General features: G+C 40.0%; 6 protein-coding genes. All 6 read right to left on the minus strand.

All coding sequences use genetic code 11. From position 1 onward, the window contains the following. Positions 1 to 21 precede the first annotated feature (21 nt). Positions 22 to 1518 carry a nuclear transport factor 2 family protein gene (locus tag VB713_RS00965; RefSeq protein ID WP_323309715.1) on the minus strand — a complete coding sequence of 499 codons (1497 nt, stop codon included), beginning with the start codon at positions 1516 to 1518 and terminating at the stop codon, positions 22 to 24. Between the two features lie 25 nt (positions 1519 to 1543). Further along, positions 1544 to 4708, minus strand: a complete 3165-nt coding sequence (locus tag VB713_RS00970) for a nuclear transport factor 2 family protein (protein ID WP_323309716.1) — start codon at positions 4706 to 4708, stop codon at positions 1544 to 1546. A gap of 1 nt (position 4709) precedes the next feature. After that, the gene (locus tag VB713_RS00975) at positions 4710 to 6266 is read right to left on the minus strand and encodes an EthD domain-containing protein (RefSeq protein ID WP_323309717.1); all 1557 of its coding nucleotides are present in this window, start codon (positions 6264 to 6266) and stop codon (positions 4710 to 4712) included. Between the two features lie 364 nt (positions 6267 to 6630). After that, entirely contained in the window at positions 6631 to 6972 is a 342-nt protein-coding gene (locus VB713_RS00980) for a carboxymuconolactone decarboxylase family protein (protein ID WP_323309718.1), read from the minus strand. Between the two features lie 709 nt (positions 6973 to 7681). Next, the gene (locus VB713_RS00985) at positions 7682 to 9403 is read right to left on the minus strand and encodes an iron uptake porin (protein ID WP_323309719.1); all 1722 of its coding nucleotides are present in this window, start codon (positions 9401 to 9403) and stop codon (positions 7682 to 7684) included. Between the two features lie 104 nt (positions 9404 to 9507). Next, positions 9508 to 13809 carry a DUF4114 domain-containing protein gene (locus tag VB713_RS00990; RefSeq protein ID WP_323309720.1) on the minus strand — a complete coding sequence of 1434 codons (4302 nt, stop codon included), beginning with the start codon at positions 13807 to 13809 and terminating at the stop codon, positions 9508 to 9510. Between the last annotated feature and the right edge of the window lie 712 nt (positions 13810 to 14521).

Raw genomic sequence — 14521 nt, forward strand, 5'->3', positions numbered from 1 at the left:
GCTTTGAACCTAGAGAATTGATTAAGTTATCGCTTGGTGATAGATTTCGTACAGATGTCCGTCTGGAGAAAGTTCTTGGAATATTTTCGGTTCGAGCGATCGCATTTTACCATCAATGGATTTCTTAAAGAATTCTGGGCTTTCCCATTGGGCATAGTTGATCACTCTAGTCCCATCTAAACTTCTGTGGAGAGTGGAGGAAATGAAGCCTGGTTGGTGCTTGACGTGGTTTTCCATGTAATCAACAATGCTGTTTAAAAGCTCTTGTTGTTTCCATGTTTCAACTTCAAATACCACAATTACTGGAAACACTTGGGAAGCCTTTTGCTTATCTAGTGCAACTGCTTTACCAGCAGCTTCACCCCAAGGTGTCATATCTGCATAAACTCGCCATTCATTGACCTTATTGCCACGCATCCGATAGATATCGCAGCAAGCTACTGTAACTTGTTTTTTACTGCCTACTAGTTCATATTTAGCATCCATTTCAATGGTGATGATATCTGGTTCTATCCAGATTTTGCGGGCATCATGACCATAAAACTTGGCAGTAGTTTTAAAGGTCTGTTTAAAGAATTCTACAACTGCATTAGGTCCATACATTGGCTCACCTGAACCAACTTTATAAAACAGGTCATCAGTCAGGTAAGTTTTGACTTTTTCCCAATCTTCAGCCATGATTGCTGCTGATAGTTCACCAACTGCGTTTAACTGTTCTGATGGCATTTCCGTATTACCCTCTATAGACCATTTTGGACCGGCAATTGACCATTTCGGCACAAATCCTTGGGATACTCTTTGTTTACCTTCAGGATGTTCAGCAAAATGCCTCCGCATTGTGCCAGGAGGAAGCATTTGCTGTCCTTTACTAACTGTCAGCACAGACGCAGATTCAGAAACAGGAATTGTGGGATTAAATACAGGATTTACATCCATGAAAATTCGCAGTTCACTGAATTTATCTCCCTCAACTCGGAAAATGTCAAAACAAGGAAGGGAAACAACTGAGCCATCTTTGCGCCAGTAGGTGACATCCATTTCTACGAATACCGCATCTCCTTCTTCCCAGATCATTTTGATCTCGTGGTATACGGCATTAATTTGACTAAAGAAGGCATCGGCTGATTTTTTGATTGATTCTTTATCTAAACAGACATCAAAGTTACCAAATTGATAAACTGGTGTGTCGGTAAAGAAAGTAATAAAACCTTCGGCATCAAATGCTTCACCTCTGGAAAACAGACGTTTTACTAAATCTGTATTAGTTCCAGAAATGTTTTCTGTGCTGGGAGTTGGTGATCCTTGTGCCATCAATTCACCCATCATTGACTGCACAACTTGGCCAAAAACTATATGAACTTTACCAAGTGCTGCTGCCAATTCTTCTTTGCTTAATTCATAGCCATTTTCCCTAGCAATCTTGACAAACTGTTCAGATGTATCCGCAGAATGCAGTTTTTGTTGGAGATTTGGTTGATCAAAAGCTGCTTGTAATAGGTCGATTACTTTATGTGACATAACTATGCTCCTAAATGATTTCAGTTCAGTTTTGCCACGGGGTCATATCTGCATAAACTCGCCATTCATTGACCTTATTTCCCCGCATTCGATAGATATCGCAACAAGCTACTACTACGTGTTTCTTACTGCCCACCATTTCATATTTAGCATCCATTTCAATGGTGATGATATCTGGTTCTATCCAGATTTTTCGGGCATCATGACCATAAAACTTGGCAGTAGTTTTAAAGGTCTGTTTAAAGAAATCTACAACTGCGTTAGGTCCATACATTGGCTCACCTGAACCAACTTTATAAAACAGGTCATCAGTCAGGTAAGTTTTGACTTTCTCCCAGTCTTCAGCCATGATTGCGGCTGATAATTCACCAACAGCTGTTAATTGTGCTGAGGTAGCGGGGGTATTTTCAGCACCGATAGACCATTTTGGTCCAGCAATTGACCATTTGGGAACAAATCCTTGGGATACTCTTTCTTTCCCTTCAGGATGTTCGGCAAAATGTCTCCTCATTGTGTCAGGAGGAAGCATTTTCTGTCCTTTGCTCACTGTCAACACAGAAGCAGATTGAGAAACGAAAATTTTGGGGTTAAAGACGGGATTCACATCCATGAAAATCCGCAGTTCACTAAATTTATCCCCTTCAACTCGGAAGATGTCACTACAAGGAAGTGAGATGACTGAACCATCTTTCCGCCAATAGATGACATCCATTTCTACGAAGACGACATTGCCGACTTCCCAAATCATTTTGATTTCGTGATATACCGCATCAATTTGACTGAAAAAAGCATCGGCTGATTTTTTGATGGCTTCTTTATTCAAACAGACATCAAAGTTACCAAATTGATAAACTGGTGTGTCGGTAAAGAAAGTAATGAAACCTTCGGCATCAAAAGCTTCTCCTCTGGAGAATAATCTTTTGACTAAGTCTGTATTTGTGCCTGGGAATTTTTTTGACATGGAGATAGTTCCATTATTGGTTGCTGTTAAATTGCCAGAATTGTGATTTTGCATCTGGGCAATTTGATTATGTTTACCGTTTTTTGTCTGGTGAGAATTATTAACTATTGCTTCAGGAAAGGTGAATGTAGTGCCGTTGGCCTGGTTATATTCTGCCATGCCTTGTTGGAAGCTGGTTTTAACTTTACGGGTTACTTGGTTAAATTCCAATTGTTCCCCATTTGGTCCTTTGCAGTAGAACAAAGACCAACCTTCCATTGGATCGTGACTCCAATCTACTTCTGGTTCTCCTGCGGCTAAAGATTCTGGTTCATTCCAAAATTTAAAAGAATTATATCTAAGGGCAACTGCTCGCCTTTCGGCTTCAGATTTGACGTTGATAACTCGGTTACAAATGACATTTGTCATCCCTCGTTTATGGCATTCTTCTTCTAACATTTTGGCAAAAACACTTAAATCAACACCTTCTTTGACGTTGAAAGAAATGTGCATGGCGTTGACATTGCCAATGTGGGAAGGAATACTGGGAACTGAAGTCTGAGGGGCATTAGTTTCCCCGGCATTTCTGAAGTAGATCAGTTCAACAGCGGTGTTACCAAAAGAAATAAACTTGACATCTAATGCGTCTTTTTTTGTACTTCTAAGATAAGGAATAGTAAGTGTTTTGGGGTCAATTCCTTGAGCGATCGCATCCAGTTCTTCTTTTTGAAAGAGGGTATTTTGAATGACATCACCTACTAATTCACTTTCACTAGCAACTAGTTTCCCTCCTAATACTTCTGTATAAAATTCTAGGGACTTAGTTATGTCATGGACTGTGACACCGACGTGTTGAACGCCTTGTAATAAGTGACCCAACCCAGAAGTAGTCAGTGGGCTATGCTGCAAATCAGTTTGACCATTATTGATTAAACCTTTACCGTTGGTATGACCATCAACCATTAAGGTCACAATATCATTTTTGATTTGATTGGTAGCACCAATTTTTGTGATTAGTTCTGCTACTTTTGCACTACGCTGACCAGCGAGAGTCATCTGACCATCATAAACAAAGGTATAAGCTGTTCTTTCAGGAAATGGTTGGATTTGTTTAATGTATTTAGCGGCATCTTTAACTGCTGTTAAATACTGGGAAGATGCGAAAAACTTCTCCCTTTCTAAATGATTAGCAAAGGCAATTTCATAAGCTGCATGATATTGCTTTGCTGCTGGTTCATAATGACCAACTCCTGCGGCATCTGGACGGGAGTTGTCTACTTCTTCAAATAAGTGCAGTCGAAATTTGAGTACAGAGTCACTACTACTAACTTGAGGTGCGAATGTTTCTGTCAGATAACGACGAAAAGCTTCTGTACTAGCGCCATTGGCTTTTTTCACCATGACGTGAAATTTGATGGCAGCAACTTCGCCGTTGGGATCACCTGTGGGAATTCTATCTATGTATGTAATAGAATTGCCGGGATTGCTGTTGTAACCGATGGCTTTGCGGAATAAGTTGTGTTCGTCATCCATCAGAATGGCAGATGCTGTAAACCATGTCTGACGATCTGCAACACTTGCAAATGTTAACTCGGCAATGCCATCGAAGTTATCTTCTGAGTCCCAGGTGTAGTCCAAACCGGGAATATCGGGACAGAAGCCACCTTGGTTATGAGCTACATGAAATTGCCAATATTGATATTGTCCTGGTAATCTGGCGCAGACTGGTCCGTGTACGTCTTTCCAATAGTTATCAAAAAGTTCTAAAGAGATTCCTTGTCTTTTCCACAGGAGGACATAAAAGGCTACTTTCCCTTTTTGATCCCGTGTTGAATAATCGGCTGTTGTGGCCTTTTGATTCGTTGTCAGCATTTCTGCTATCCTTGGTGTGCTATTGACATGATCAAAAATCAAATTCAGGTTAGCAAAGCAAGCTGCGACTTTGTTAAATCCCGCATAAACACAGAGGAATAAAAGTAGTTCTTCAATTTCTGCACGGGTTGCACCTTGCTGGAGAGCCATATTTACATGGGCAGCGAAAGGGTTGCCAGCACCTCTATGATCCTGATTGACAACATCAATAGCGATCGCAATCAGAGCCTTAGCTTTTTGGTTAATTAACGGCAAACCCCAAGCTTCTCCTGCTACCCGAATGACAAAATCACCAAACTTGGGATTAATTTGTTTTAAACCCGTTTGAAGTTGAAGGTCATCCAGAACCGCATTTTGGTATACTCGCTCCTGTTTCATTTCAGGCTGTAGTAATCAAGGTCAATAATTCATTAGCAGCAAAAACGTCACGATAGAAAGTTAGTTGCTCGGTTTTTAGATAACAAGCACCTCTATGACCACGACGTACCCAAGTTACATTACCTTTGGCTAGAGTTTCGTTGGTTTCATCATCTACACACTTCCATTCAAAGTAAGTATGTTCACCAAAAAACATGACAATAGGCCAGCACATTGTCACTCCTGGTTGAGCAATTAATGCCCACCAATGCTTTTCTCTTTCTTTTTGTTGTTCTAAACCTTGGTATGGTCCATCCTGACAAAAATAAACTAGATCGTCGCGATATTCCCCAGTTAAGATATCGCCTCTTCCTTGTCTTAATGCTTCACAATGGGTAGGCCACCAATCTCTGTTTTCTTGCTCTATTTGTGCCAGGGTGTAATAAGGACCAATTTCTGGTAGTTTTGGTTCTTTCAAGGCGACAATTCTTTCTGCATCCTCGATCAGTTTTTTCGCTACATAAGGAGTAACTAAACCGGGACGAGAATAATCTGCTGATAAGTCAGTATAATAATTCGTTCTCTTTTTCATTGCTTTGGGCTGGTTTTGGCTGGCTGAGGCAGAAGAAAATCCGTTGGTTTGTTGACTGTAAAGAGTTTGGTTTAGCATGAGAGATTCTATGTCGTTTTTAAGTTGATTAACTGCGCCAATTTCTGTGATTAGTTCTGCTACTGAGGAACTACGCTGACCAGCGAGAGTCATCTGACCATCGTAAACAAAGGTATAAGCTGTTCTTTCAGGAAATGGTTGGATTTGTTTAATGTATTTAGCGGCATCTTTAACTGCTGTTAAATACTGGGAAGATGCGAAAAACTTCTCCCTTTCTAAATGATTAGCAAAGGCAATTTCATAAGCTGCATGATATTGCTTTGCTGCTGGTTCATAATGACCAACTCCTGCGGCATCTGGACGGGAGTTGTCTACTTCTTCAAATAAGTGCAGTCGAAATTTGAGTACAGAGTCACTACTACTAACTTGAGGTGCGAATGTTTCTGTCAGATAACGACGAAAAGCTTCTGTACTAGCGCCATTGGCTTTTTTCACCATGACGTGAAATTTGATGGCAGCAACTTCGCCGTTGGGATCACCTGTGGGAATTCTATCTATGTATGTAATAGAATTGCCGGGATTGCTGTTGTAACCGATGGCTTTGCGGAATAAGTTGTGTTCGTCATCCATCAGAATGGCAGATGCTGTAAACCATGTCTGACGATCTGCAACACTTGCAAATGTTAACTCGGCAATGCCATCGAAGTTATCTTCTGAGTCCCAGGTGTAGTCCAAACCGGGAATATCGGGACAGAAGCCACCTTGGTTATGAGCTACATGAAATTGCCAATATTGATATTGTCCTGGTAATCTGGCGCAGACTGGTCCGTGTACGTCTTTCCAATAGTTATCAAAAAGTTCTAAAGAGATTCCTTGTCTTTTCCACAGGAGGACATAAAAGGCTACTTTCCCTTTTTGATCCCGTGTTGAATAATCGGTTTTGGTTGTGTTATTAATTACTGAAAGCATTACTGCTGCCCCCTTTCCACCACTAGTTAAATTTCTGTTGATGTCACTTTGATGCAAATAAAGGCTGAAAATTGATAACAATCAAAGTTTTTAAATCAAGCGATCGCTAATCTTTATGCAGGTTTATGATCTAGATAGAGGTAGACGGTTTGCAAAAGATGATTCAGCGACAAGATTCAACTTGTCTAATGCTATTGTCTTAAAACTGACAATAACTTAGGTGTCTCTATTTCTTTAATTCACTTGATTTTGATAGAAAAACGGGAGTTGATTTTTCTACAAATAACCGTATTTCCGTACCTCAGTAATTTCACTCTCTTCAACTACAAATCAAGATTCGTAGATTCCGGAATCACGCTTAAGATTATTTTTCCAATATTTCATTTAAAGCGCCAAAACAACCGGCAACTTTATTGAATCCTGCATAAGCACAAAGAAACAACAATAGTTCTTCGATTTCTGCGTGAGTTGCGCCCTGTTTAAGAGCCATACTTACGTGAGCGCCAAAGGGGCTTCCTGGTCCTGCTTGTCCTTGGTTGACTACATCAACTGCAATTGTGATCAAGGCTTTGGTTTTTTGGTCGATTAATGGCAGTCCCCAAGCTTCACCTGCGACGCGCGTTACAAAATCACCAAATTTGGGATTTATCTGTTTTAAACTCTCTTGAAGTTCTATATCATCTAAAACGGCATTTTCATACTTCATAGCTTGATTTTTCCCTCATTATCTTGGTAACTATCAACTATGTAACCATTGAAAGTTAAAATTTGTCTTCCGTAGTCAGAAATCAAGATTTGTTAACCCCTCATCAAGATTTCCTCATTTGGATTTTTAATCTTATTTTCAAGTCAGGTACAACCAACCTCTAGCAAATATACATCATAAAGTCGGAATACTATAAATTGCATTTCCTCAATATGTATATTTACTACCATACAATGGCATGAACCTATTTTCCCTGACTGGAATTTTAATAACTTTTTACATATTCAAAACATCAATTTTGAATGTCTAAACCCTTACCATACACATATTTTGGATGTACTGTCAAAACATAATTATTAGTTAATAATTTATTAAACTGATAACTAAATTAAGATTGTTTTAACAATATCTGCTGATTGGTAAAAAGGCTTGGATTAAAACTGGCACTTTTTACCAATAATTTGGTTGATATTGCTTGATTATAGGACTTACGCATTGACAAAATCTATCAAATATGGGTTACGAATTTTATCTTTTGTAGGGTGTGGTTCGGCAAGCTCACCAACCACGTCAGACCCGATAATTGAGCATCTAACAGATTGTCTCTATCTGACGCACCGCACTAATATGCGATGCCAAAAGCCTGAAACTAGGCAATTTCGTTATACATATCATGTGCAGTTTGTACAGTGCGTAAGTCCTAGATTAGTTAAAAATTGAAGGTTGTTCTCACTCCACCAATCACAATGTCTTCATTGTCAGCGTCCTGATTAGGTGCTGTAATCCAGATGAGAGAAGGAGTAATTGAGAGATTGTCTGTAATCTGATGCCTGTAATATGCTTCGATGTGTAGTGACGTATCCTTTTTAAATTGTTGATAAGGTAGGTTGCTTCTCACATCAGTAAGGGTAGGTTCCATACCTACAATTAAACCTCCCTGATTTCCTGGTTTAAACAAATCGGGAAAAGCTGTTTGAACTGAGTAAGTCCAAATATCAGCATCTCCTTTACCAATGAGCCTAGCTTGGATTAAGTTAGCCCAACCACCAATTAACACCTTGGGCGTGATGGCGAAGTAGCCACCAACCTGATAAGAATTGGTAATCACGGACGAAGCTTCATCAAATAACACACCCTGATCATCAAAACGATTTGCTAAAGCAGTACCAACAAAACCGTTTTCTCTAAAAGTTTGACCATTATTAAAGCCAAAATTACCGGGACCAAAGTAACCGTGCTGGTATAAAAGTTGTAAAAACAGCCCAGGATTGGGATTATAGTTAATCTGTCCAGCAGCTACATAATCTCCGTTGAATAAACCTCCGACATTGGAGTCGTTGCCAAAAGTTGATAAGTAAGTCAAAGTTAGCACTGTCGAATCTACGATTTTGTAACTAGCAGAAACGCCAGATCCAGCGCCGACAAGATAAATAGGGGGTGCTTCAGCAAAGGAACTTACAGGACCACGACCGATACTATAATAAGGAGCAAATTTGGCCAGTAAAATAGGACTAAAACGATAGCGATTAGCAGCAACAACATCTATGAGTAGATTGTTCCCGACTGGAAATTGATATTCTAAACCTAGTATTCTGACGCTGTTAAAACTATCACCTGATCCAGTGGTATCACTGGAACCTTCTCTTGTAGAACCTACATCTCTGCCATTATTGTTGGTGGCGAGTTCAGGAAAACTACTGCTGGTAGCACCAATGCCTGTGAACAATAAATCTTTACCTGTGAAACTACTAAGTAACCCCAGGAAGAGGTTGTATTGCATATTTGCTTGGGGATTACCATCACCGGAGAAATAGGCATTGGTTTGAACTCTTAAGTTACCGAATAATTTAGTGGTAGTAGAGAACTGATTTCCTGCTATTTCAGTGCTTTTAGCTTCTAATGAATCTACACGACCACGTAGTGTAACTAGTTCAGCGGAAAAATCTTGTTGTAACCGCTGCAAAGAAACCAAATCTGGTTGGGTGACAAGATCACTGGTGGCTGTGGCAATTAATTCGTTGATTCGGTCTAAACAAGCGTTCAAACCTGCGGCAAATTCATAACGGGTGATGGCACGATTACCCCGGAATGTGGCGTTGGGATATCCGGCGATACAGCCATAGCGTTCAACTAGGGATTGTAAAGCTTGAAAAGCCCAGTCTGTGGGTTGGACATCAGAGAACTGAGCGACACTATTAATCTGTGCCATACTTTCATCAGTGCCACTGTCATTTTGATCTAGATCAGGGTTAACAGTAGAGGCACTATCTAGCAGATGTTCAATGGAACTGCTGGGGGTAGTTGATTCGGGTATGGATGAATTATCTGTGAATACTGTCTGAGCAGAAGCAAGGCTACTTATTAAAGTTGAAGTAGCGATCGCTCCTACTATTACCATTGGACTAGCGAGTAATCTTATTAATGCCAACATTTTCTGAATCTCACACCACGTCGTAAAAGCAATTTTTATCCAACAGAATACAGGAGTCAGTAGGGGCGAACCTCGATTCGCCCACACTAATTTAAAACAGGGTTTTAAACCACATTGACATTAATTTGCACAATTATGTCATTGAAATCATTGTCACTACTACCATTGGGTAAATCTTCAAAGCCGAGTATATTATTACCTAGTAGACGAATATGATCTGCCTGACCGGGATTGGCTGCTAAGAATGGGAAGTAAACTGCGGGAATGTTGGTAGAATTTCCTAACACCGCCTCTGGTGTGCCATTAGCAATAATAAATGGTGCAAAGATTGATCCTTTGGCAAAAGTTCCTTGATAAGTTGCTTGCTCTTGGTTATTGACAGTTAGACGTATATCTTGCAGGTATAAGTTAACAGCAGCTTGGAGATAACCTGTATCACCGGGTGCAAAATCGGCTTGACCATCATTGTCGATATCAATTTTACCGTCTGCATCTAAGATGGGATAAAAACCGACAAAATTGTCAAATGCTGCTTCTCGGTAGATTTTAAACTCAGCCGTGATATCAGTGGTAGCAGTTCTAAAATCAAGGATTTCTCCTGCCAAGTCGTCTTGGAAACTTGTACCCTGAATTGAAGTTTCACTGGTAGCTTTAATTTTGACTTTAAAGTTACTGTTGGCAGATTTATCTTGCCATTTGAGGGAAAATTCCCCACCTGTTAAAGTTTCAATTTCTTGGTATGTTTCGGAAAACAACACTTCGGTGTTTGAGGTGAATCCAGATGATACAGCGTCTAAAGTACTGTTATTAACCAATAAGAATCTCACTTTTATACCAGTGTCAAATTCTAACAGGCTGGATAAACCATTGTTCTGAAAGCCTGTCGGTAAATTGGCAATGGATGAGAAAATGACTTTGGCTCGTGCTAAAGCGGCTTCAGTATAACCAGATGCTCCTGGAGCTATGCCGTTAATATTGCCATCATCACCATCAACAGAAAATACTGCGATTTCATTGACGAAACTAGAACTGTATTCTTCAAGGGTGACTTTTAATTTGACTTTGCCGTTACTGCCACCTTTGAGAGTGAAAATATCCTGGTTATTTTCTTTGGTGATTTCCGTAATTGATTGGTTAGTGGCTTCACCAAAGGTAACTGATTCTGGTGTATTTTCTGCTCCCAAGTGAATAATTTCATACTCACCATTTTCTTTGCGGGTAAAGAGAACTGGTTCACCATTGGGTAAGTCAAAGTCAGGAAGATCGGCAAAGGTTCCCAAAATTTCTTGGGTGTTACCAACGGAAGTTAATGATACATCAAGACGAAGTTCTTCTTCATCAGAGCTACTTTCATGATGTCCACCATGACCTCCACCCATATAGGTGAATACCTGAATTTGCTCATAACCATCAGGTTGATCATCCTTAGCAATTGTAGTCAGGTTGGCATTATTAGTTTGAACTGGGAAGTCATTGGGTTCATCTGGTCTTTGGAGGATATAACCAGATGTGACATCTACTTCACCTGTGTAATTAGCACCGTAGGGTTGGAAGACTTGAGATAGCAGTGCTGTGTCATGTGCAGTGTCTTTGCCAACTAAGCTACCTATTTCCTGAATTAAGATACCGTCGTAGATTTCTACTAAACCAGTACCACCGCTGCCCTGTCCAACAATGATGTCGTCATAGTTATCACCGTTAATATCACCAACTGCTAGGTTGATTTTACCTGTGAAGTCTTCGTGATGGAAGGCGCTAATGCGACTCATTAGCTGATAATCTTTACCGCTATAAATCTCAATGATTGATGCGATGCCACCACCTAAACCGACGACTATATCGGCGAAACCGTCACCATCTATGTCCCCAGATGCTACTGATGCGATCTGGTCAATGGATGCAGTGATATTTTGGAAGGGATTGAATTCTGTAATTAAGAGGTCGGCGTTTTCTGCTTCTGTAACTTCGTCAGCCCCTGCTTCTTGCTGGTGAATTAATGTTTGACCATCAAAGACTTTAACAGTGAATTTATCATTAGTATTTTGTAGAGATTGCTGGATGGTGATGATGTCAGTAACGTTATCAGTAACGTTCTTGTTTTCATCTGTGTCGAGGGTTTTGTAATTGACATCTGCGATCGCAATATCAATTCCTTTGCTAAAGTTTTGACCATAAGGTGTAAGAGTGATGCTTTCTTCATAGTTGTTAGCTCTAAACAACTCCAATTGTCCTTGAGCATCCTCATCAACCCCCAGCCCCATCCAAGTCTCTCCTGTGTTGAGGATAACTCTGACAACAGCCATCATCCCGGCATCTTCATGGAAGAGAATATGACAGTGATTGACATAGCTGCCAGGAAAATCCTCAAAACTCATCACGATTTTGACTTCTGATGCTTTACCTGTACCAGGGGGATCGACAAAACTATTGAATGGTGTACCGTAGGGATTCTCTGGAGTTGCAGTTCCGTCTAAATACGCCGGTGGTAGGGTAATAGTATCGCTTAAGACACCAGCTAGGTAAGTTTGATCGATGTCTTCTACTTCAAATCCATTGATTTCTATAACAGCAAAGTCATTTTGATGAATGTGGAATGGATGCCATTCTGATAAAGGAATATTTGGTAGAGGAATATCAGTACCCGGTATGGTCTCACCATCAAAGTCAGGATTTGGTAATCCTGATCTATTGATAATATTCCAAACTTCCGTTGTTCCCAGCATGGGCATTGCCAATGGGGGCATACTCTCACCGGAATGTGTGGAATAATATTCACCATTGATGGTATATGTGCCTTGAAAGGTTTCTACTTTGGTATCGTCGGGAAAATTGCCAGCTAGGATCGCACCACCTACATTTGCATCCCAGGTAAAAGTTCTTTCCCGATTTGCATCACCGTTTTTAGCTGTTTGTATGATGTCATTAATCTTTTCACTTTCTTCCACTAAAACATCATAGACTTCAGGAAAGGGAGGTAAAACCGCTACTTCATCACCTGTGACTTCAACAGTGGTTAAAACTTGAGATCCCCAAATTAAATGTCCATCATTGAAGCCTTTGCCATCACCAATTAAAACGGATACATCTTCTGAATTGAGAATTTCCTCTGTACCGTTGGAAAGAAAGTAGTATTTACCTGGTTTGGTAAAAGCGTGTTGAATAGCAACTCTAGCACCAGGACTGAGGACAGGAAACTCTGTTATTTCTCTTCTGGAACTCTCTACGATCCCACTGGCATTACCATCTATAGATACTAAGGTAACTTGTTCAGGGGTGAGATTACCATTTTCATCTTCATATACCAACTGCAAGATGTGGAATGAGTTGATACTCATATTGGCGAATGTGAAGAGACTCCATTCACCTGTTTGCACATCTATTGTGGGGTTGTATTGTCCATTAACAGTGTGGATAACGTTTTCTACTGGCTCTGATAAACCGCCACTGCCATATGCAGATGAATTCGGAGGATTTCCAGTTGGTTTTGTTGGATCATAGGATGCAGGTTTAGCGTTGTAACCTCCAAAAACTGCATCAGAAAGTTCATAACTTCCATCTATTACTTCCAAGGGTGTACCAGCTGGAACTTTGATTCCATCTGGATTTTGGTTTAAGGGATCATCATCACTGGCATCTCTTAGTTGTTGCTGAATGCCAAAGGTCTTAATGGACAGGGTATAGATTGGCTCTGTTGTGGGATTAAATTTGTCTAAATCTGGCAGGTCGTATGGAGGGTTAATTGCTAAAAGACCGCCTAAACCGGAAGCTACTTGCTCACTGGTGATTCCGTGTAGGTGGGGATGATACCAGTCATATCCGATGGAGTGATTATCAGGTATCTTAATTGTGATCTCTCTAGTATCTCCAGCAGCAAGACTGACAAGAACATTATCTCCTGCACCTAGAGGTGAAACGTGTAGTCCATGTGTATGTAAGTTGGTTACTTGTTCTGGAGCAGATGGGGCAACTGAGCTAGGTGCTAAGTTATTTGTGAGTGTAATTTTTATTGTGTCGCCAGGATCTACAACTAGCAATGGTCCGAGAATTAAACCATTGTAAGCCCTCAGAAATTCATAGGCTGTTGTCTCATCGTTGAGCCAAGGGATGTATCCATCACCTGCTTGTAAGATACCAAATCCATCAATTTGAATCTGGCTGAGATACTGCATATCTAAGGTGACTTCTAATTCCTGATCAGGTCCCCAACTGGAATAATAAGTTCCATCTGCACCTGCGGATTTATATTGCCCATTTTGATGATCTAGTTGCCATTGTTTCAAGGGATCTTTGAAAACTACTTTCTCGTCAGGATGAGGTAAAACTTTTAAGTACCCTGATGCGTCATAACCCTCACTCCATTCCTCAAAATTTGCAGATCCAATAATGTATGCGTTCTCTATAGCCATGATGAAAATACCTCCAAGGTCACAAAAATTAGTTGAAAATGGTTATTTCTGTACTTGCTTATTCCACTGTTAGATATTAGCTTGTTAGCCCCCCCATTTTTTTCAATTAGAGGCTTGAATCATAATTTACAGTCGCACTCATTGAGAATACTGTCTAAAACTTTGATCGTCAACACTCTTCATATTCAAGTAAACAAAATTGGCTAGATATGTATTCAGGTAGAACCTTGAAAATTAAGCCAATTGCTTTTGAATTTATGAATGTAATTCATCTTAATTTTAATTTTCCATGTATACTTAAGAAGGTTTACAAGTGTCATTCTGTAGCTTGCTTCACGTAGTATCCCTGCGGGATACCCTGCACTACATTAGACTCAGTATGACATAAGTTAAGGTTTTATCGGTGTGCAGTATAGCTTTAGGACTGACACAAGTGTCACAATAAACATCTATTGTAGGATAAGTGTGACTCAATAAATCCTGCAAATAAATATATTTTTGACCTCTGATGCATCCTACTAATATTCGAGTTGCGTAAGTCCTGAGCTTATGTTGGTTCTCTTGAATATGATACAGCAATTGGTATGAAAGAGTGTGTCATTCTTTTAACATTAAATTAATGTTACAATTTGCAGTAAAGCAGAGATTATCCTCTTTATGAGTCAATTATGTGATTCAATTGACTATTTTCTTAAGATATAGCCCTAGTTGT

This window comes from Anabaena cylindrica UHCC 0172 (genome assembly GCF_034931625.1).
GTDB lineage: Bacteria > Cyanobacteriota > Cyanobacteriia > Cyanobacteriales > Nostocaceae > Anabaena > Anabaena cylindrica_A.

Excerpts from the sequence above, each read along its gene's own strand:
- VB713_RS00965 (WP_323309715.1), bottom strand. The coding sequence starts at position 1,518 with ATGTCACATAAAGTAATCGACCTATTACAAGCAGCTTTTGATCAACCA.
- VB713_RS00970 (WP_323309716.1), bottom strand. The coding sequence starts at position 4,708 with ATGAAACAGGAGCGAGTATACCAAAATGCGGTTCTGGATGACCTTCAA.
- VB713_RS00985 (WP_323309719.1), bottom strand. The coding sequence starts at position 9,403 with ATGTTGGCATTAATAAGATTACTCGCTAGTCCAATGGTAATAGTAGGA.
- VB713_RS00975 (WP_323309717.1), bottom strand. The coding sequence starts at position 6,266 with ATGCTTTCAGTAATTAATAACACAACCAAAACCGATTATTCAACACGG.
- VB713_RS00990 (WP_323309720.1), bottom strand. The coding sequence starts at position 13,809 with ATGGCTATAGAGAACGCATACATTATTGGATCTGCAAATTTTGAGGAA.
- VB713_RS00980 (WP_323309718.1), bottom strand. The coding sequence starts at position 6,972 with ATGAAGTATGAAAATGCCGTTTTAGATGATATAGAACTTCAAGAGAGT.